Annotated in this window: 19 protein-coding genes; 12 read left to right on the forward strand and 7 right to left on the reverse strand. The window is 71.4% G+C overall.

The window, feature by feature from the left end; all coding sequences use genetic code 11:
- Positions 1-17 precede the first annotated feature (17 nt).
- On the reverse strand, positions 18-473 hold the full coding sequence (locus ACF08N_RS14530; protein WP_392324932.1) for a nuclear transport factor 2 family protein: 456 nt from the start codon (positions 471-473) through the stop codon (positions 18-20).
- An 82-nt stretch (positions 474-555) separates the two neighbouring features.
- Entirely contained in the window at positions 556-1725 is a 1170-nt protein-coding gene (locus ACF08N_RS14535) for a steroid 3-ketoacyl-CoA thiolase (protein WP_392324933.1), read from the reverse strand.
- 257 nt (positions 1726-1982) lie between these two features.
- On the opposite strand from ACF08N_RS14535, the gene ACF08N_RS14540 reads away from it, so the two are divergent.
- The 7 genes from ACF08N_RS14540 (at position 1983) to ACF08N_RS14570 (ending at position 9088) form a co-directional block, all read left to right on the forward strand.
- Complete coding sequence (locus ACF08N_RS14540; RefSeq protein ID WP_392324934.1) at positions 1983-3230, forward strand: cytochrome P450; 1248 nt, start codon at positions 1983-1985, stop codon at positions 3228-3230.
- A 67-nt stretch (positions 3231-3297) separates the two neighbouring features.
- Positions 3298-3609, forward strand: coding sequence for a hypothetical protein (locus ACF08N_RS14545; RefSeq protein ID WP_392324935.1), 312 nt, complete (start codon positions 3298-3300; stop codon positions 3607-3609).
- Between the two features lie 97 nt (positions 3610-3706).
- The gene (locus tag ACF08N_RS14550; RefSeq protein ID WP_392324936.1) at positions 3707-5185 is read left to right on the forward strand and encodes a hypothetical protein; all 1479 of its coding nucleotides are present in this window, start codon (positions 3707-3709) and stop codon (positions 5183-5185) included.
- A 384-nt stretch (positions 5186-5569) separates the two neighbouring features.
- Positions 5570-5908 (forward strand): antibiotic biosynthesis monooxygenase family protein, encoded by a 339-nt coding sequence (locus tag ACF08N_RS14555; protein ID WP_392324937.1) that lies wholly within the window; start codon positions 5570-5572, stop codon positions 5906-5908.
- Positions 5905-6804 carry an NAD(P)-dependent oxidoreductase gene (locus tag ACF08N_RS14560; RefSeq protein ID WP_392324938.1) on the forward strand — a complete coding sequence of 300 codons (900 nt, stop codon included), beginning with the start codon at positions 5905-5907 and terminating at the stop codon, positions 6802-6804. Before ACF08N_RS14555 ends, ACF08N_RS14560 begins: the two co-directional genes overlap by 4 nt.
- Positions 6801-7853, forward strand: a complete 1053-nt coding sequence (locus ACF08N_RS14565; RefSeq protein ID WP_392324939.1) for an amidohydrolase family protein — start codon at positions 6801-6803, stop codon at positions 7851-7853. The genes ACF08N_RS14560 and ACF08N_RS14565 overlap by 4 nt, the downstream gene beginning before the upstream one ends.
- On the forward strand, positions 7850-9088 hold the full coding sequence (locus ACF08N_RS14570) for a cytochrome P450 (protein WP_392324940.1): 1239 nt from the start codon (positions 7850-7852) through the stop codon (positions 9086-9088). The genes ACF08N_RS14565 and ACF08N_RS14570 overlap by 4 nt, the downstream gene beginning before the upstream one ends.
- 179 nt (positions 9089-9267) lie before the next feature.
- Here the strand turns inward: ACF08N_RS14570 and ACF08N_RS14575 are convergent, their stop codons facing one another.
- The 3 genes from ACF08N_RS14575 to ACF08N_RS14585 form a co-directional block, all read right to left on the reverse strand.
- Complete coding sequence (locus tag ACF08N_RS14575; protein WP_392324941.1) at positions 9268-9714, reverse strand: hypothetical protein; 447 nt, start codon at positions 9712-9714, stop codon at positions 9268-9270.
- 374 nt (positions 9715-10088) lie between these two features.
- Entirely contained in the window at positions 10089-10349 is a 261-nt protein-coding gene (locus ACF08N_RS14580; RefSeq protein ID WP_392324942.1) for a DUF397 domain-containing protein, read from the reverse strand.
- Positions 10324-11157 (reverse strand): Scr1 family TA system antitoxin-like transcriptional regulator, encoded by an 834-nt coding sequence (locus ACF08N_RS14585; RefSeq protein WP_392325059.1) that lies wholly within the window; start codon positions 11155-11157, stop codon positions 10324-10326. Before ACF08N_RS14585 ends, ACF08N_RS14580 begins: the two co-directional genes overlap by 26 nt.
- A gap of 101 nt (positions 11158-11258) precedes the next feature.
- Here ACF08N_RS14585 and ACF08N_RS14590 point away from each other — a divergent pair, with 101 nt between their 5' ends.
- Entirely contained in the window at positions 11259-11690 is a 432-nt protein-coding gene (locus ACF08N_RS14590; protein WP_392324943.1) for an ATP-binding protein, read from the forward strand.
- Between the two features lie 54 nt (positions 11691-11744).
- Here ACF08N_RS14590 and ACF08N_RS14595 read toward each other — a convergent pair whose 3' ends face one another.
- The gene (locus ACF08N_RS14595) at positions 11745-13742 is read right to left on the reverse strand and encodes a bifunctional glycosyltransferase 87/phosphatase PAP2 family protein (RefSeq protein ID WP_392324944.1); all 1998 of its coding nucleotides are present in this window, start codon (positions 13740-13742) and stop codon (positions 11745-11747) included.
- Between the two features lie 276 nt (positions 13743-14018).
- On the opposite strand from ACF08N_RS14595, the gene ACF08N_RS14600 reads away from it, so the two are divergent.
- The 4 genes from ACF08N_RS14600 to ACF08N_RS14615 all read left to right on the forward strand — a co-directional run bounded on the left by ACF08N_RS14600 (position 14019) and on the right by ACF08N_RS14615 (position 17345).
- Positions 14019-15155 carry a DUF2330 domain-containing protein gene (locus tag ACF08N_RS14600; RefSeq protein ID WP_392324945.1) on the forward strand — a complete coding sequence of 379 codons (1137 nt, stop codon included), beginning with the start codon at positions 14019-14021 and terminating at the stop codon, positions 15153-15155.
- A 15-nt stretch (positions 15156-15170) separates the two neighbouring features.
- Positions 15171-15866, forward strand: coding sequence for an O-methyltransferase (locus ACF08N_RS14605; protein ID WP_392324946.1), 696 nt, complete (start codon positions 15171-15173; stop codon positions 15864-15866).
- Between the two features lie 600 nt (positions 15867-16466).
- Positions 16467-16793: an antibiotic biosynthesis monooxygenase family protein gene (locus tag ACF08N_RS14610; RefSeq protein WP_392324947.1), complete on the forward strand. Its 327-nt coding sequence runs from the start codon at positions 16467-16469 to the stop codon at positions 16791-16793.
- Between the two features lie 72 nt (positions 16794-16865).
- Positions 16866-17345, forward strand: a complete 480-nt coding sequence (locus ACF08N_RS14615) for a GNAT family N-acetyltransferase (RefSeq protein ID WP_392324948.1) — start codon at positions 16866-16868, stop codon at positions 17343-17345.
- 3 nt (positions 17346-17348) lie between these two features.
- On the opposite strand, the gene ACF08N_RS14620 is transcribed toward ACF08N_RS14615, so the two are convergent.
- Positions 17349-19424 (reverse strand): DHA2 family efflux MFS transporter permease subunit, encoded by a 2076-nt coding sequence (locus ACF08N_RS14620; protein WP_392324949.1) that lies wholly within the window; start codon positions 19422-19424, stop codon positions 17349-17351.
- Between the last annotated feature and the right edge of the window lie 650 nt (positions 19425-20074).

The raw sequence follows: 20074 nt of genomic DNA on the forward strand, positions 1-20074 counted from the left end.
GACACCCCCTCCAGGCCCTACGCGGTGACGACAGGCGGCTCGCCCGTGGTCCACACGGCCCGCACGTCCATCCGGCTGATCCGCCAGCCGCCGGGCGTGCGCAGCAGCTCCGCGTCGTAGACACCGCCCACGGTGAACAGGGGATCCGCCCCTTCGCCGCGCTCCCTCAGGGTCGAGTCGTGGTGGACGTGCACCATCAGCGCGTTCCACGAGGCGGTCGCCGTCTCCTCGTCGCCTCCGACGTCCACGAGGACGTCGGAGGCCATGTGCTGGGTGCGGGCGAACCGGCCGATGGCAACCTCGGTGTGGCGTACGGCGTCGGCGCCTTCGGCGTCGCCGACCGGGGTCGTGGTCCGCACGTCGTCCGTGAAGAAGCCGCCGCCCCATCCGTCCGCGAACTCCCGGGCGTCCAGGGCCCGAAAGAAGCGGCTGACGAGCGTGCTGATGTCGTGGTGATCCTTCTGCGTGGTCATGTCGGCAAGCCTGCTGCCTCAAGCACGCTTGAGGTCAAGGCGCGCCGACCGGCGCTGCGATCGCGTGCCGGCCGAGGGTCGCTCAGAGCCGCTGGATGATCGTCCCGGTCGCCTGCGCGCCGCCGGCGCACATCGTGATCAGGGCGAACTCCTTGTCCCTGCGCTCCAGTTCGTGGAGGGCCGTGGTGATCAGCCGCGCGCCCGTCGCGCCGACGGGATGGCCGAGCGCGATGCCTCCACCGTTGACGTTCACCTTCTCCAGGTCCTGGTCGAAGACCTGGGTCCAGCTCAGCACCACGGCCGCGAACGCCTCGTTGACCTCGACCAGGTCGATGTCCTTGAGCGACATGCCCGCCTTGCCGAGCACCGCGCGTGTGGCGTCGATGGGACCGTCGAGGTGGAAGTGCGGGTCGGCCCCGACGAGGGCCTGCGCGACGATCCGCGCGCGCGGCCTGAGCTTGAGCGCGCGCGCCATCCGCTTGGACGCCCACAGGACGGCGGCGGCCCCGTCGGAGATCTGCGAGGAGTTCCCGGCCGTGTGCACGGCGTTCGGCATGACCGGTTTCAGCCCTGCCAGCGCGTCCATCGATGTGTCCCGCAGCCCTTCGTCGCGGTCGACGAGCCGCCACATGCCCTGGCCGGCGGCCTGCTCCTCCTCGGTCGTGGGCACCTGCACGGCGAACGTCTCGCGTTTGAACCGTTCCTCGCTCCAGGCGATCGCGGCCCGCTCCTGCGAGACGAGCCCGAGGGAGTCCACGTGCTCGCGGGTCAGCCCGCGGCGCTGCGCGATCCGCTCGGCGGCGTGGAACTGGTTGGGCAGGTCCACGTTCCACTCGTCCGGGAAGGGTTTGCCGGGTCCGTGCTTGGACCCGCTGCCGAGCGGCACGCGCGACATGGCCTCCACACCGCAGCCGATCCCGATGTCGATGACGCCGGACGCGATCATGTTGGCGACCATGTGGTTCGCCTGCTGCGAGGAGCCGCACTGGCAGTCGACGGTCGTCGCGGCCGTCTCGTACGGAAGGCCCATGGCGAGCCAGGCGGTGCGCGCGGGGTTCATGGACTGCTCGCCGGCGTGGGTGACGGTGCCGCCGACGATCTGCTCGACGCAGTCGGCGGGGATGCCGGTGCGGCCGAGGAGTTCGCGGTAGGTCTCGCCGAGCAGGTAGGCGGGGTGGAGATTGGCGAGGAGTCCTCCCCGCTTGCCGATGGGGGTGCGTACGGCTTCGACGATGACGGGTTCCGCGGCCATGAGCTCGTCCTCTCCTCGCGCGGCCCCCGGGCGTCCCGGCGCCCTTCGGGCCGAACTCACGAACTGATACGCGTTCTAGTTCCCCCTGAAGTGTCATGAGTGCTACCGCCGGTACGCAAGAGTCTTGCACGCCCCCAGTGCACCCTTTCCGGGCAACTGTTGCAGCCGCGGCTCTTGCCACTTGTAGAACTCGTTACTACCTTTCGGACACTCTCTGATGGCTCGTCAGACCTTCCGATCCGAACGCGGAGCTGCCGATGTCCTGCCCCCATCTGCCCGACGGGTTCGACTTCACCGACCCCGACCTCCTCCAGGCCCGCGTCCCCCACCCGGAGTTCGCCGAGATGCGGCGCACGGCCCCGGTCTGGTGGTGCCCGCAGCCGGCCGGCGTCTCCGGCTTCGACGACGAGGGCTACTGGGTCGTCACCCGGCACGCGGACGTCAAGCACGTCTCCACGCACCCGGAGCTGTTCTCGTCGAACACCAACACGGCGGTCATCCGCTTCAACGAGTCGATCAGCCGTGACCAGATCGAGGTCCAGAAGCTGATCATGCTGAACATGGACCCGCCCGAGCACACGCGCGTCCGCCAGATCGTCCAGCGCGGCTTCACCCCGCGCGCGGTGCGCTCACTGGAGGACGCCCTGCGCCGCCGGGCGCGTGCGATCGTCGAGACCGCGCTCGCCTCCGCCGCGGCGGGTGACGGCAGCTTCGACTTCGTGACGAACATCGCCGTCGAGCTCCCGCTCCAGGCGATCGCCGAACTCATCGGCGTCCCCCAGGAGGACCGCTCCAAGATCTTCGACTGGTCCAACAAGATGGCCGCCTACGACGACCCCGAGTACGCGATCACGGAGGAGGTCGGCACCGAGGCGGCGATGGAGATCGTCTCGTACGCGATGAACCTGGCGGCCGCCCGCAAGGAGTGCCCGGCGAAGGACATCGTCAGCCAACTGGTCGCGGCCGAGGGCGAAGGGAACCTGTCCTCCGACGAGTTCGGCTTCTTCGTGATCCTGCTGGCGGTGGCCGGAAACGAGACGACGCGCAACGCGATCAGCCACGGCATGCACGCGTTCCTGACCCACCCGGACCAGTGGGAGCTGTACAAGCGCGAGCGCCCCGCGACGGCCGCCGAGGAGATCGTCCGCTGGGCGACCCCGGTGGTCTCCTTCCAGCGCACGGCCACCCAGGACGTGGACCTCGGCGGCGCCCGCATCAGAAAGGGCGACCGGGTCGGCCTGTTCTACTCCTCGGCCAACAACGACCCCGAGGTCTTCGACGCCCCGGAACGCTTCGACATCACCCGCGACCCGAATCCGCACCTGGGCTTCGGCGGCGGCGGCCCGCACTTCTGCCTGGGCAAGTCGCTGGCGGTGCAGGAGATCGACCTGATCTTCCACGCGATAGCCGACGCCCTCCCGAACCTCCGCCTCACGGGCGAACCGCGTCGACTGCGCTCGGCATGGCTGAACGGGATCAAGGAACTGCGGGTGACGACGGGCTGACCGGAAACCGGTGACGCCGCCCCGGAGGAAGCAGTACCAAGAGCGGCTCACCCGCTTGTGTGCTCCGATGGGATCACGGGCTCGACCTGGGCGAATACGGGACAAGAGCCGCAGTGAACTCGCACAGGCGTCGCGGGCCGTTCACGCGTTCCGGCGCGTCCTGACCGACGACGGCCTGCTGTTCGTCCTGGCCCGCGCCGGGGCATCCTCCGGTGAGTGGTGGACCGCGCCCGGCGGAAGCCGGCGATGGTTCCGCCTGTACGAGAGAGCCGAGTTGGAGAGCCTGCTCCGGTCCGCGGGCTTCGCCGTTCTCCACGCCGCCGAGACGTCTCGGCCGGAAGCGGGCCGGTGGATCAGCCTCCTGGCGGGAGTCGCGTGACGATGCGGTCCGGCCGAGCGCGGCGTGGAGGAGAGGTGGAGCCCGCGGGCGTTGGGCATACTCGCGTATGACCCAACCTGCCGAGGGGGGAAGCGCGTTGCGTCTCTACATCGATGTCCGCGAGGGCGACTGGGTCGTGGTCCGCCACGGGTACCACGGCGAAGCCGTGGCCAGGTCGCTGGGCGAGATGATCCGCAGCAGCGGCTTCGCTCCCGCCGGGTCGGCCGATGACGGACTCGGCCGATGGCGGGATCTCGACCGGCGCACCCTCGCTGCGACCGTCGAGATCTCGGTGCCCGACACCCTGCGGCTGGGGGAGATCAGGCAGTTGTGCCGACCGGATGCGACCGGCTTTCTGGAAACGTGGATCGCCGACCCGGCCACCGACGTGCGCCTCTCGCCCGAACTCACTGTCTGCGAGGCGGGCCTGGAGGACGGCGACGTCCTCGTCCTGTGCATCGAGCACCCGGCCGAAGGCGCATACAGCGTGGCCCCCGGGCCCAATCCGGCCGAACTGCTCCGCAGGCTCCAGCTCACCGAGACCTCCAGCGCCCCCGACGGCGGCCCCCGCCTGTGGGGCGTCCTGCTCTACACCGACGCCGACCCCGAACTCGCCGCCTACGTCCGCACCCACTTCGACGACCTCAACGCCCTCTCCGGCCCCGCCACCCGCGTCTTCGTCATCGAGAAGCACGCCCCGGGTGCCGCGGCCAGGGCGTACTGGCGCAGGCACCTCGAACCCGAGCTGTACCGGGTCCTGTCCAGGATGCGGTGGCTCCAGTGGCAGCCGTACGACCCCCAGGGCGCCTACGAGATCGCCGCCATGCTCGACCTCAACCCGGCGCTGCTGCCCTGTCTTGTCCTGTTCCGCGTGGCCGAGGGCCGACCGCTGAACGAGGGCGAGAAGATCGTCTTCCGTATCGAGGACGCCTCGACGCACACCTTCCGCTCGCTGTTCGGCGGCATCGCCAGGGCGCTCGGGTCGCCGCCGCGGGACACGGCGGAGGTGTCGAGGCTGTCGGCGTACCACGACGGCCACCAGTCGCCGGGCGTCGGCCTGTGGGGGCTGCTCTCGGCATACGGCCCCGACGCGGACGCCGCCGCCTTCGCCCGGGTCCGCGAGGCCGCCGACGCCATCCGGGCCTCACTGCTGCCTGCCCCGCAGCCGGGCCCCGGCCACACCCACACCTTCAACAACTGCCGCGTCGTCGTCACCTCGGGAGCCACCGTGTCGGAGAACTTCTACTTCCAGGGCACCAACACCACGTTCATCAACCGGCCGGTGGACACCGTCGTCAGCGACTTCCAGAACACGTACGAATCCGGCATCGGCGGTTTCGAGCTGACCTTCCTGCTGCAAACGGTCCTCAGCAGCCGCGATCTGTCCGACGCGGACCGCGAGGAGGCGGCGGGCGTGGTGCACGACCTGGCCCGCATCACCACCGACCCGGAACCGGACGTCCCCGCCGTCCGCTCGCGGCTGGAACGCCTGCGCGAACTGGTGGCCGGCGGCGCGGACATCGCCCAGCCGGCACTGGGCCTCATCGCGTCGGTGGCGGGACTCTTCGGAGCCTAGGGCCCGATGACCGGATCCGCACCGGGATCACGTGGCGTGACCTGCCCGGACGCTCGCTGACGCCTGGATCCAGGGCCCGGGCGGGATCCGGGCCCTGGAGCTGTCTTGCTGCACGGAGTCGATGAGACGTTCGACGCCCGCGGCGAGGCCACAGCCGGCATCTGACGACGGTGGCTCCGGCGTGACCGAGGACGGCGATGCGCCGTCGGCGCGGCACTCGAATTCACCCCTGCGCGGGGCCCTTCGACACTCACCCGGACGGTCTAACCAGCAGGGCAGGGCGCCTCTCCCGCCTGGGCCGTGCACCCATTTGAGTTGCGTCGCCACGGAGCCCATGAGTCCTTGGAGAGCGTGTCCTGCCAGATCTCACCATCAGGAGGAGACATGGGCACTGTGCAGAACGGCCAAACGGCCGAAAGGCTGTCCGTGGTTTTCGCGGTCCGTGTGATCGAGGGCGGCGAGCAAGGATTCCTGGAGATGTACGAGCAGATGCGGAAATCCGTTGCTCGTACCCCCGGGCACATCGTCGAACGACTGGGACAACCGGTCGACGACTCCCGCCAGTGGGTGATCACCAGCGAGTGGGAGACGCCCGAACACTTCTTCGCCTGGCAGCAGAGTGAGGAGCATCGCGCACTCGTGGCTCCGCTTCGCAGGTGGGTCGAGGCGACCCAGTCGCTGCGATTCCAGGTCGTCAAGGAGACCGTGGAGGAGAAGTCATGACGCACACCACCAACAGCTCCCGCCATGGCCCCGTCGCCGTACTCGGCCTCGGCACGATGGGCTCGGGCCTGGCCTCGCGCCTCCTCGCGCAAGGCATGCAGGTGCGGGTCTGGAACCGCACTCCGGAGCGGACCGAGCCGCTCGCCCGGGCCGGCGCCGTAGCCGCCGGCCGTCCCAGCGAAGCCGTCGAGGGGACGACTGCCGCCATCTGCACGGTTGCCGACGGCGACGCCCTCGCAGCCGTGCTGCACGGCCCCGAGGGCATCCTGGCCGGCGGCACCTACCCCGGCTCCCTGATCTGCGCCAGCACCGTCGCCCCGGAGGAGATCGTCCGTCTCGCCGGGGACGTGCCCTCCGTCATGGACGTCGGCATGCTCGGCAATCGCGACCATGCCCGCGACGGCGAACTGCGGCTGTTCGTCGGCGGCGAGGAGCGTGTCTTCACCGCCGGCCGGCCGCTGCTGGACATGCTGGGCAAGGAGGTCGTCCATCTGGGCGCACTCGGTTCCGGCATGCGGATGAAGCTGCTCCTCAATCTCCTCATGGGAATAGAGGTGCAGGCCATGGCCGAGGCCGCCGAACTGGCGGCCGCCACCGGCCTCGACAAGCAGCTCGTTCTCAGGACGATCGCGGGCAGCGGCTTCGCCTCCCCGGTCATGTCGTTCAAGTCGCGGCGCCTGGCCGCCGGGCGCTTCGACGAGCCGGACTTCAGGCTGCGCCTCATGGCGAAGGACCTCATGCTCGCTACCGAGCAGGCGGCAGCGGCAGGCCTGCGCCTTCCGCTCACCACCGCCGCCGCGGAGACCCACGTCCGCGCCACCGAGCAAGGGCTCGGCGACGAGGACTGTGCCGCGGTCACCCGCGCAGTCACACCGGAAACGGGAACCCACAAATGATCATCGACATCCACGGACATCTGTCCCCACCGGAGGCGGCCAGACGCTTCCCCATGCCCCCGAGTCTGACCGACGTCGACGGCATGCTCGCCGCCCGGGCCCAGGCCGGGATCGACCTCACCATCATCGGCAGCCCGGTGGGCGCCGGAGCGATGGCGCGGGTCCCGGGCGTCGACAACTACAAGCAGCCGCGCGACCGCCTGCGTGGGTTCCACTCGTGGATGTCGGAGTTGATCCGCTCGTTCCCGGACCAGTTGCGCGGGTACGTGTACGCCAACCCGTTCGGTGACGACGATCATCTGGAAGGGGTGCGGGAGACCCTGGCGGACCCGGCCTTCGTCGGCCTGATCACCACTTCCAGCGTCCGCGGCGAGCTGCTCGGCTCGCCGCGGGCGGACTCCTTCTTCTCGCTGGCCGCGGAAGCCGGAGTCCCCGTCCTCGTACACGCTCCGGCCGAACCCATCGGCACGGAGCGGGTGGACAACATCGGCTTCGTCGAGCAGATCGGCCGGTTCGGCGACGTCACCCTGGGCATGGCCATGATCGCGTTCGCGGGATGGCTGGACAAATACCCGGACCTGCGGCTGATCGGCGCGACCGGCGGCGGCGCGATGGCGCTGCTGCCGGAGCGCCTGGAGACGGCGGCGCGCCCCCGGCACTGGGGCGGGGGCGCGCCGCCCTCCGCCCCCACGGGGGCGGGCCGGCAGCCCTCGGACCAGTCGGCTGCCGGCCGGCCGCCCTCCGCTCCGCCGGGGGGCGACCGGCCGGCCTCGGACCGCGAGGCGCTCGACGCGCCGTCGCCCAAGCCTGCCGCGGCCCTCCAGCGCATGTACGTCGACACCAGCCCGTTCAGCCCCGCACACCTGAGCCTCAACGCGGAGGTGCTCGGGCCCGAGCGGATGCTCTTCGGCAGCGACTCGCCGCCGATGTCGGCGCCGCTGGAGGACCTCATCCGCATGATCGAGAAGCTGCCCCTGGACAAGGCGTCCCAGCAGCTCATCCTCGGCGGCAACGCCGAGGCACTCTTCGACCTCAGGAGCCGTCCGTGACCACCACGCAGGACCCCGTCACCAGCGCCGAGAAGTGCACCGCCGACTTCCGGCGGAACCCGCACCCGGTCTACGCCGCCCTCCGGGACACGGCGCCCGTCTGTCCAATGAAGCCGCCGCACGGCATCGAGACGTACCTGATCACCCGGTACGAGGACGCCCGGGCCGCCCTGTCCGACGCCCGGCTGAGCAAGGACATGTACGGGGCGATGGACTCCTACCGGAGGATCTTCGGCGACTCGTCGGTCTCACTGGACGACAACATGCTCAACTCCGACGCGCCCAAGCACACCCGGCTGCGCAAACTCGTCAACTCCGAGTTCACCCCGCGCCGTGTGGAGGCGCTGCGGCCGAAGATCCAGGACATCGTCGACAACCTGCTCGACGCGTGCCCCACCCGGGAACCGGTGGATCTGCTGCCCGCATTCGCGTTCCCGCTGCCGATCATCGTGATCTCCGAACTGCTCGGCGTGCCGCCCGAGGAGCGGTCCCTGATGCACCGCCTGTCCACCACGGTGGCGCAGACGGGATTCAGCAAGGAGTCCAAGCAGGCCCAGCAGAAGGCGGAGGAGGAGCTGCACGCCTACTTCTCGGAGCTCGTCGCGCGCAAGCGTGAGCGCCCAGGCGAAGACCTGCTCAGCGCGCTCACCAAGGACCATGACAAGAACGACGGCGGCCTCACGCAGAACGAGCTGGTCTCGACGGCGTTCCTGCTGATGTTCGCGGGCCACAAGACGACCGCCTACCAAATCGGCAATGCCGTCCACCACTTCCTGGCGAACCCCGCCCAGCTACGCGCAGTGCAGGAGAATCCGGAGCTGGTCGGCCCCGCGGTGGAAGAGCTGATCCGCTACGACGGCTCCGTGGAGAGCGCGACGTTCCGCTTCGCGACGGAGGACGTGGAGATCGGTGGCATGCGGATCCCGAAGGGCGCGCTGGTGCAGATCTCGCTTCTTTCGGCGAACCGCGATCCGCTGAAGTTCGACTCCCCGGACGAATTCGACGTGAAGCGGCCGGGGAACCCGCAGCACCTGGGATTCGGCCACGGCAGTCACTACTGCCTGGGCGCACCGCTGGCACGGCTGGAGATGCAGCTGGCCCTCACCAGTCTGTTCGGCCGGTTCCCGGCGATCGCTCTGGCCGGCCCCGCGAGCGAGGCGAAATGGCTGGAGATCCCCTTCCCCGCCTTCCGCGGCCTCGCGGAACTGCCGGTCGTGCTCGACCCCGAGCCGTGACCGGCCGCGGAGTCCCGCGGTATGCCTCTCACGGCGGGGAGCCGCCCGCTGGGAATCCCGGGTCAGGGGCGGCCCGCGTCAGGCCCCATGGGGACCGGTGAGGGCGAGGGCCAGGGCCTGTGCGCCCTGGCCCTTCCGGATCTGATGTCTTGTGACCAACGCATGTGCCGCCACCGGGATCAGCTGCGGGACCGACCGCGGTGCGAGAGCAGGACGACCATCGTGGCCGGGCCCGCCGTCAGTGCCCAGATGGTCACCGTCGCCACCACTGCCGTCCAGGCGTCCCAGACACGGCCGGCGAAGAACGCCGCGGCGAGCGGTGCGGCCACCACGCCCAGGCACTTCCCCGGGCCGAACGGGACCCGGGGTGCGACGGCACGGCCCGTGGCGAGGCAGCGGGCCCGCCGGGCGCTGCCGAACGCGGCGATGAACGCCAGGACCGCCGGCCAGACACCGGCCAGCGTGAGCCCGACGAGCATGGCGGCCTTCTCGTCCGGCAGCCCCGGGAGCGTCTCGCCGACCCCGTCATGGCGGACGGCGACCTGGACGTTCCGCCAGGCGGTGACCTCCACCTCGTCCCCCGGCTCGATGAGCCCCGACAACTCGCCGTGCGGATCGAGGTGCACCGGCCGATCGGCGGGGGCCGGTGCGCAGGCAGTCCGCCGCGCCCGCGCCCCTTGACGCCTCCTCGCTGCCGCACGGCTGCGCGTCCAGGAAGGACTTCTCATCAGCGATCCGCTCCGGGACGGACATGCTCGGGACCGCGGAGACCACCAGCAGGACCAGCCCGAGCAGCACCCAGGCCACCGCACGCAGCCACATCCCTCGGGGCCGGGCCGACCCCGACTCCCCCACTCTCTGCACAGCCATGTCCGTTGCCCCCTTCGCTCCAGGGGCATTGAGTCACACGCGCCTGATCAGGCAACAGGCCGAGACGCGGCAGCGTCGCACCTGCGCCTGATTGCCGGGCTCCGGCAATCTCGGGTGGTCGTCCCAACCCTCAGAGCGCGCCCCGCGCCGCCGCGCGCACGAAGGCGGCGAAGGCGTCCCGCGAGACGTGGAGCATGGGGCGCGTAACGTCCTTGGAGTCGCGGACGGCGACGGCGTGGGTGAGCGCGGCGCACTCGACGCAGGAGCCGTTCTGGTCGCCGCTGTGGCTGGACTTGCGCCAGGTCGCGCCGCCGAGCGGGGCACACTCCACGCACGAGCCGCCCTGGTCGCTGCTGTAACTCGACTTACGCCACTGCGTCGTGCTCCCCATGGTGTTCCTCCATGACGTCTCGGATCAGCTGCGCCGAGTCCTTGATGGAGAGGGCTGCGGCCTGCAGGTGATCGTAACGGAGCGAACAGTCCTTGACCGTGTCCGGGTTGGCCGTCGGATGGCCCATTCCGTAGCCCTCTGTGTAGACGATGGTCGGGTCGCTCGCGAAGCGGAACAGGTCGAACGGGCCCGTCAGGCCGGCGTGTGCACCCGCCTTGAACGGCAGCACCTGGATGTTCACGCGCGGGTCGTCCTCGTACGACAACAGGCGCTCCAGTTGACCGCGCATCACGGCCGGGCTGCCGATCTCCTGGCGCAGCGCCGCCTCACCAAGGATCGCCCAGAACACCGGCGGCTCCTCCTTCTCGAAGATGCGCTGGCGCGCGAGCCGGACCGCCGTGCGGTCGTCCAGATTGGTCGGGTCCATCGTCCCGAGCACCGCTCGGGCGTAGCCCTCCGTCTGGAGCAGGCCGTGCACCATGTGCGTGTGAAACGTGGAGATTTCCGTCGCCCGCGCCTCCAGCTCCGCCACCTGCTGGAACCACGCCGGGAGCTGGCTGCGCAGCACCAGACCCAGCAGTCGCGACAGCAGCCCGCCCGTCCCCAGCGCTGCGTCCACGCGTTCGCTGAATTCTGCCGTCGGCAGCTTCCGCGCCGTCTCCACCTGGCCCACCAGCGAGCCCGTGTAGTTGATGATCTCACCGAGCTGCTTCTGCGTCAGGCGTGCCGTCTCGCGGTAGCGGCGCAGCTCGTAGCCGTAGTAGTCGAGCGGCGACGCGCTCGGGTCGAGGGCGTTGATGTGTCGGATGTCGGGCATGCCAGGGACCCCCTTGCTCAACTGCCGCAACCCAAAAGCGCGTTGCGTACGTTCGGTAGCCCAGCGTAGTCACCGCAGGCCACGCTCGTACCGTGAACGAAGACATTCCCCAGTACGGTATGCGCCTCAGCGCAGGCGCCCATTCCGCGCGGCACGTCCGGCGGATCGTCCGCTGCTACCTGACGCTGTGGAAACTGCGCGAGCTCACCGACGCCGTCGAGCTCGCGGTCACCGAGCTGCTGGCCAATGTCGTGCGTCATGTGCCGGGAGGACGCTGTGCGTTGGTGATCCTGCGGCTTCCGGAGGGCGTACGCGTCGAGGTGTCGGACGGCGTCGGCCGGCTGCCCGTTCTGCGGCACGTCGGTGCGGACGACGAGGACGGCCGCGGGCTGGCGCTGCTCGACGCCGTCGTCGACAAATGGGGCGTGGACAGCCGGTCACAGGGCGGCAAGACGGTGTGGTTCGAGGTCGCCCCGGCCGTCGCTCAAGTGGCGGAACCGGCCGATCTGTCGGACGATGGCTGAACGCGACGATCCACCCCGGAGGGTGCGGGACGCACGTGCCGCACCTCCCGGGGATCACGCGCGTGTGGTGACGGTTTCCTTGGTCTCCGCCGACCTCGCGGTCGGCACGGAATGTGCCGGGACCTGGAGTTGGCGGCGGCCGGCCAGGACGTACGTGAGGCCGAAGCCCGCGCCGACCACGGCCGCTCCGCCCACCGCGTCGAGCACCCAGTGGTTCGCGGTGGCGACGATCGCGCACACCGTGAACAGCGGGTGCAGCAGCGCGACGAGCTTCATCCACAGCTTGGGCGCGAGCACGAGCACGACCAGAGCGCACCACAGCGACCAGCCGAAGTGCAGCGACGGCATGGCCGCGTACTGGTTGGTGACGGCGGTCATCGCACCGTAGTCGGGGTTGGCAAGGTCCTGCGGTCCGTGCACCGTGTCGATGAAGCCCATGCCGGGCATCAGGCGCGGCGGCGCGAGCGGGTACAGCCAGAACCCGAGCAGGGCGAGCAGTGTCGCGAAGGCCAGCGAGGAGCGGGCCCAGCGGTAGTCGGAGGGGCGGCGGACGTACAGGATGCCGAGGATGGCCAGCGGGATCACGAAGTGGAAGGACGTGTAGTAGAAGTCGAAGAACGCTTCCGCCCAGTCCGTCCGCACCACCGCCTGGTTGGCCCAGTGCTCGATGTCGATGCCGAGCGCGCCCTCGGCGGAGAGGATCTGCCGGGCGTGGGACTCCGCCGCGTCCACGCTGCCGGTCGCGGCGGCGCGGATGTGCGAGTACACCGAGTAGCCGACCCGTGTCACCAGCAGTTCGAGGAGCAGGTTGGGGCGGCTGAGCACGCGCCGCCAGAACGGCAGCAGCGGCACGCGGCTCCAGCGCGCAGGCAAAGGCCGGGCGTACTGGGTGGGGACGGGGCGCCGGAAGTACGGCGAGTCGAGCGACAGGAACGGCACCGCGCAGGCCGCGGCGAGCGCGGCGACGAGCAGGACGTTGTCGCGGACCGGGTGCAGCACCGTCATGTTCGGCAACAGCATCGTGCCCGGGAGGGTCGTCACCAGGACGACGAGGACCGGCCACAGCATGCGGTCGCAGGCGCGCCTGCCGACCCGGCCGACGACGGCGAGGAGCACCCACAGCAGCTGGTGCTGCCAGGCCGTCGGGGAGACGGCGACGGCGACACAGCCGGTGAGCGCGACGGCGAGGAGGAGCTGGCCGTCGCGGGCGTAGTGGACGGCGCGGCGCAGGCCGAGGAACGCGACGGCGGCGGCGAGGGTCAGGTAGAGGGCGATCTCCAGCGGGCCCTGGAGGCCGAGGCGGAGCAGCGCGCCGTGCAGGGACTGGTTGGCAAGGCTGTCCGGGCGGGCGCCGAGCCCGGCTCCGGCGACGTGGTGGATCCAGTACGTCCACGAGTCGCTGGGCAGCACGGCCCAGGCGAGGGCGGAGAGGGCCGCGAACGTACCCGTGGCGGTCGCCGCGGCCTGCCTGCGGCCGGTGAACCACAGGAGCGGCGCGAAGAGCAGGACGGTGGGCTGGAGGGCCGCGCCGAGGCCGACGAGCAGGCCGGAGGATCTCTCGCCGCGTGCGGCGAAGCAGCCGAGGAGGACGAGCAGGACGGGGATGATGCTGGTCTGGCCGAGGTGGAAGCTGTTGCGCACGGGCAGGGACAGCATCAGCAGACTGATGGCGACCGGGGCGGCCAGCAGGGTGCTGCGGCGCGACACCGGCACCGGCAGGGCGCGGGATACGATGAGGCCGAGGGCGACCACGAGCAGCAGCGTGCCGAACGTCCAGGCGACGCCGAGGCTCTGCTCGGCGGAGCGGGCGAACGGTTTGAGCACGAGCCCGGCGAACGGGGTGCCGGTGAAGCGGTCGGCGTCGTAGAGCCCGCCCGTCACGTGCAGCACACCGTCGGGGCCGATCCAGGTCTCCAGGTCGGTGAGCCGTTCACCGGGCGGCTGCCGCAGCACCACTGCCGTCTGCCGTACGGCGAGGACGGCGGCGACGAGCCACAGTGCCGCCCTGGCCGCGCCGATCCTCGAACCCGCCGTCGCTGTGCTCCCGCGCACGCTGCCCTCCGCGTTCGCCACGTCGCGCCGCGCCTCCCCACCGTTGTGTCGTCCGGGTCCTGCGGTCCTGCGGTCCTGCCGTCCTGCGGTCCTGCGGTCCGTTCGGGACTTCAGAGGGCGTCGGCAGAGCGCCGCCCTGCCCTGTCGGAAAGACTCAGGCAACCCCTTCTTCGCCTGCCTGTCACCCCGTTACTGTCCGATTTTCACCGCCCGGTTCCGCCAGGAAGGCCCTGACCAGCCGGAACCGCCGAGGCGTCCGGCACCGTCACAGCAGGTATGCGGGGGAACATACAAGAACGCGGGCCGCGCCCGCGCACGCTCGTCGTCCTGTTGATGCTGCTCGGGCTCCAGCTCGGCGCGCTGATCGCGCCGGCCCATGCCTGCGGCTGCGGCGCGATGGTGCCCGATCCGAACGCGCGGATCGCGGTGGGCCGGGAGACCTCGGTGGTCGACTGGGACGGCCGCACCGAGCAGATCGTCATGCGGTTCACGGTCACGTCCGACACGCCGAGGGCGGCGTGGATCATGCCGGTGCCGGGGCGGGCCACGGTGGACCTCGCGGACGGCGCTCTCTTCGACGAACTGGTGCGCATCGCCGCGCCCGAGCACCGCGAGCGGTACTACTTCTGGCCGCGGGGCGGCGACTGGCCGTTCGCCGACGTGGACGGGGCGGGTGCCGCGGCACCGGGTGCGGGCGACGCCGGCGACGGGGTGGGCGTGGTCGGCCGCGAACGGCTGGGGGACTTCGACGTCGCCCGGCTCACCGCGACCGACCCGGACGCGCTGGGCGACTGGCTGGACGAGAACGGCTTCGAGATGCCCGCCGGGCTCACCGGCGACCTGGAGCCGTACGTCGAGCGGGGCTGGGAGTACGTGGCCGTGCGGCTCGCGCCGCGCGAGAAGGGCGCGGTGCTGACGGGCACGCTCGACCCGCTGCGGCTGCGGTTCGCGAGCGACGAACTCGTCTATCCGATGCGGCTGTCGCGGCGCGCGGACACCGCCCAGTCCCTCGGACTGTTCGTGCTCGCCGGCCACCGGATGGAGCCGCGCTCGGCGATCGGCGGCAGCGAGCCGGAGGTGACGTACGCGGGGCGGGTGACGTCCCCGGGTGGGGAGCTGGGCCGCCTCACCGGCGGGCAGGAACGCTTCCTCACCGTCCTCGACCAGGAGTTTCCCGACCCCTCCCGGATCAACGGCGACCACGAGCTGCGGGCGGCCGCCGAAGACACACCCTTTCGGCGGGTGGTGTGGGAGGACGAGTTGCTGACGGTCGGGGGCGTACCGGCGTGGCTGCTCACGCTCGGCGCGCTCGCGGTCGGGACGTCGGCGGCTGTGCTGCGGCGCGTACGGGTCCGGCGGCGCAGGCCGGTCGCGCCGCCCGCGCCGATTCGCGTGCCGCCGCCGGTCTCCTGAAATAGCGTGACCCGTATGACTGAGGACGCTGCGCAGGACCGACTGCAGGACCGGTGGAACGCCGTCGACCGCTACATCGGCGAGCAGCTCGTGCCCGAGGACGACACGCTGAAGGCGGCGCTCACGGCGAGCGAGGCGGCGGGGCTCCCGGCGATCAACGTCGCCCCGAACCAGGGCAAGCTGCTGCATCTGCTGGCGCGCATCCAGGGGGCGCGCACGGCGCTGGAGATCGGCACGCTGGGCGGCTACAGCACGATCTGGCTGGCCCGCGCGCTGCCCGAGGACGGCCGCCTGATCTCGCTCGAGTACGACCCCGCCCACGCGGACGTGGCCCGCGCGAACCTGGCCCGCGCGGGCTGCGACAAGGTCGCGGAGGTCCGGACGGGCGCGGCCCTGGACCTGCTCCCCCGGCTGGCGGCGGAACCGGGAGCGGGCCCGTTCGACCTGGTCTTCATCGACGCGGACAAGGCGAACAACGCGCACTACGTGGAATGGGCGCTGCGCCTGACGCGCCCGGGAAGCGTGATCGTGGTGGACAACGTGGTGCGCGGGGGCGGTGTGACGGACGCGTCGAGCGAGGACCCGGCGCTGGTCGGCACGCGGGACATGTACCGGCTGGTGGCGGAGGAGCCGCGGCTGGACGCGACGGTGGTGCAGACGGTGGGCGTGAAGGGCTGGGACGGGTTGCTGGTGGCGCGCGTGGTGGGGTGACGTTTCCCCCGCCCCGCCCTTTCCCGTAACCGTGGGCTCCGCCCCCCGGGCCCCGCGGCCGGGCGTCGGGGCGCCGCCGGGGCGGCGTGCCGCCGTGCGGCCTCCGGCCCGGGGCGAAGGCCGGGGCCGTTCGGGGCTTCGCCCCAGCCCCGTGCGCCGTGCGCCGGGGCTCCGCCCCAGCCGCAGTTCGGTGCTTCGCCCCGGTTCCGCGTTTCGCGAGCGCGGTGGCGGCCATGAGCCTGCATGCCGCTATGCGGCAATGCCGGCCGCGGCGCAGAGTTCCGGCTTCGCCGTGGCCCGCGCCCCGGCGGGCACGTCGCGCACAAGCGCCGGGGTCGCCGAGCGGCAGTGCCCCGGCGGGCACGTCAGGCACAGAAGCCCCGCCGGCGATTGAGGCGCGGGGCCTCGGGGCAGAGCCCCGACGAGGGCGCCGCGCACAAGCACCGAGGGCGCCGGGCGGCAGAGCCCCGACAAGCACGTCACGCACACGCAGCCCCGCCGGCGATCGAGGCGCGGGGCCCGGGGCAGAGCCCCGACGAGGGCGCCGCGCACAAGCCGGGCACCCGCAAGAGCCGCCGGCCCGTGCGGCAGGATGGGTGTATGAGCATCGTGAAGATCAACGTCCTCACCGTCCCCGCCGAGCAGCGCGAGACCCTGGAGAAGCGCTTCGCCTCCCGCGCCGGCGCCGTCGAGTCGTCCGACGGGTTCGAGTGGTTCGAGCTGCTGCGGCCCGTCGAGGGCACCGACCAGTACCTCGTGTACACCCGCTGGCGCGACGAGGCGTCGTTCCAGGCGTGGATGGAGGGCCCGATGAAGGCCGCGCACCAGGGCGGCGGCGAGGGCGGCGGCGAGCGGCCGAGGCCCGCCGCGAGCGGATCCACCGTGTGGTCCTTCGAGGTGGTCCAGCAGGCCGCGCCCAAGGTCTGACGTCCGTTGCCGGGTAATGCTGCTGGGTAATTCGGTGGCCGGAGGGACCCGTCCGGGGATACAGAGGTCCCTATGACCGAGTGGAACCTCGCCCCCGAGGCCGTTGAATCCGGCGACGCGTACGCCCTGCGCCGCGCCTACTACGGTGACGTCGCCGGCAGCTACTGGCAGCGGCCGGCGACCGACGCCGAGATCGACGAGGGCCTGGCGGGGGACGGCGCCGAGCGACTCGTCCCGCCCACGGGCCAGTTCGTCGTCGGGCGGTACGGGGGCGAGCCCGCCGCCTGCGGCGGGGTGCTGATGCTGGACGCGGAACGGGCCGAGCTCACCCGCGTGTTCGTACGTCCCGCCTTCCGCGGTCGCAAGGGCGCCGGGCTTCTCATGGAGCTGCTGGAGCACGAGGCCCGTGTGCTCGGCGCGCGCCGTATGGTGCTCAACACGCGGCTGGATCTCCTCGCGGCCCGGGCCCTGTACGTACGGCACGGGTACGAGGAGATCCCGGCGTACTGCTCGGGCCCGTACATGGACATCTGGTACGGCAAGGAGCTGTAGCGCTCAGTGCCGGTGGGGGTACTCCGCCGCCGGACGCTCGTGGTCGCCGCGGGGCTCGGGGCTGTGGGGGCGTTCCTCGTCCGATCCGCAGAGCTCGCTGTTGAGTTCCTTCACCAGCTGGATCAGGTCGGTGGGCCGGTCCGGCCCCCACCAGTCGCCCAGCAGCTCCGCGAGCGACTCCTCGCGGGCCTGCGACAGCCGGGCCGCGACCTCCGCGCCCCGGTCGGTGAGCAGGAGGTCCAGACCCTCGCGGCGGGCCAGTCCGCGTCCTTCGATCTCGCGGGCCGCCTCGGTGACGGCGCGCAGCGGCACGGGCGTGGCCTCGGCGAGACGGGCCGGTTCGACCATGCCGTGCCGTTTGAGGCGCAGCAGGAGCCAGCTGGAGGCGGGCAGCAGGTCGTACCCGGCGCGTGCGGTGATCTTCTCGTAGATGTGCCGGCGGCCCTCGCGGGAGCCCAGGACGGACAGGGCGCGGGCGACCTCGTCGTGGGAGGAGCGTTCGACCGGGTTGGAGGCGAGGGTCTGGCTGGGCTCGGGCGCGGTGACCGAGCCGCGCAGCTTGTCCTCCCTCAGGAACCAGGCGACGACGAAGGCGAGGAGGACGACGGGCACCGCGTAGAGGAAGACGTCGGTGATGGACGTGGCGTACGCGTGGAGCACGGACGGGCGCAACTCGGGTGGGAGTTCGGCGATGGCGCGCGGGTCGGCGGCCAGTTCGGACGGGCCCGCGCCCGGCGGCACCTGCTGTCCGGCGAGCGCGTCGGTGAGCTTGTCCTCCAGCAGGTTGGTGAAGACCGTGCCGAAGACGGCGACGCCGAACGACGCCCCGATGGACCGGAAGAACGTCGCACCTGACGTGGCGACTCCGAGGTCCTCGTAGCCGACCGAGTTCTGCACGACGAGCACCAGCACCTGCATGACCAGGCCCAGTCCGGCGCCGAAGACGAAGAAGATCGCGCTCATCTGCCAGGTGGAGCTGGACTCCTCGAGCTGGTGCAGCAGGCCGAGCCCGAGCGCGGTGACCGCCGTGCCGGCGATCGGGAACACCTTCCAGCGGCCGGTGCGGCTGACGATCTGCCCCGACCCCGTCGAGGTGATCAGCATGCCGAGCACCATCGGCAGCATGTGCACACCGGACATGGTCGGCGACACGCCCTGCACGACCTGGAGGAACGTCGGCAGGTACGTCATCGCCCCGAACATCGCGAAGCCGATGACGAAGCTGATGACGGCGACGAGGCTGAACGTCCTGACGCGGAACAGCTTCAGCGGCAGCACCGGTTCGGCGGCGCGCCGCTCGACGGCGACGAACGCCACGAGCAGGACGGCCCCGAGCACGGCGAGCGCGACGATCTGCGCCGATCCCCACGCCCAGGTGGTGCCGCCGAGGGAGGCGACGAGGACGAGGCAGGTGGCGACGGAGGCGATGAGGAAGGTGCCGAGGTAGTCGATGGTGTGCCGGGTCGCCCGGACCGGGATGTGCAGGACGGCGGCGATGACGAGCAGCGCGACGACGCCGATGGGCAGATTGATGTAGAACACCCAGCGCCAGCTGAGGTGTTCGGTGAAGAATCCGCCGAGGAGCGGCCCGAGGACGCTGGTCGCGCCGAAGACGGCGCCGAACAGGCCCTGGTAGCGGCCGCGTTCGCGGGGCGCGACGATGTCGCCGACGATCGCCATGGACAGCACCATGAGTCCGCCGCCGCCGAGACCCTGGAGTCCGCGGAAGGCGATGAGCTGCGGCATGTTCTGCGCGACGCCGCACAGGGCCGAACCGATGAGGAAGATGACGATGGCGGCCTGGAAGAGCTTCTTTCGTCCGTACTGGTCGCCGAGTTTGCCCCACAGGGGTGTGGCGGCGGTGGAGGCGAGCATGTAGGCGGTGACCACCCAGGAGAGGTGGTCCATGCCGCCCAGTTCGCTGACGATGGTCGGCAGCGCGGTCGCGACGATGGTCTGGTCGAGTGCGGCGAGCAGCATGCCCAGCAGCAGGGCTCCGATGGCGACGAGTACGGTCCGCCGGTTTCGGCCCTCTTCGGGGGCCGGCGGTGCGTGCGCGGTGCTCACTTCCTGGGCCATACGGATCTCCTTTGCACTCCCCTCCATCGTGGTGGGTGTGTCCGGTTATGGCCTGCCGAGCGGCGGACGGGGCCGAACAGGCGGGGTGGTGGCGTGCGGTGGAGCACCGGGCGTCTGGATAATCGGCGGCATTCCTAGGGGAGGGGACCGGCCATGACCGGAAACAGCTGTCCCGAATGCGGCAGACCGCGGAGCGCGGACGGCGGCGCGGCGCCCGGATGCGACTGCGCGCGGAGGGCGGTGGAGGCGCTGCGCCGGGAGCGTCAGGCACATGTCGCGGCGGCGGAGGACTTCGATCCGCTGCGCATACGCCCCTACGTGACGCTTCCTGACCCGGATTTCCCGGACACGGGCCCGCCGGCCCCCATTCCCCCGGAGCCTTCCGCGCGGGAAAACGTCGCGCCCGGCGGCCCGGTTTCGCACGACGTGATTGCGCCCGGTCCTGTACCGCCCGGCCTGATGGCGCCCGGCGCGGTCGTGCCTGACCCGGTTGCGCTCCGCCCGGTACCGCCCGGCCTGGCCCCGCCCGGTGCCGGGGTGGGCCATCCGGGGGCGGGGCTCCCGGGCCCGCTGCCGGGCGTGGCCGCGCCGGGCGGAGTGGGCTCCGAGGCCCCGGCGGCCGGGGGGCCGACTGTGCCTGACGCGGGTGC

It is taken from the genome of Streptomyces sp. NPDC015127 (assembly GCF_043080095.1).
GTDB lineage: Bacteria > Actinomycetota > Actinomycetes > Streptomycetales > Streptomycetaceae > Streptomyces.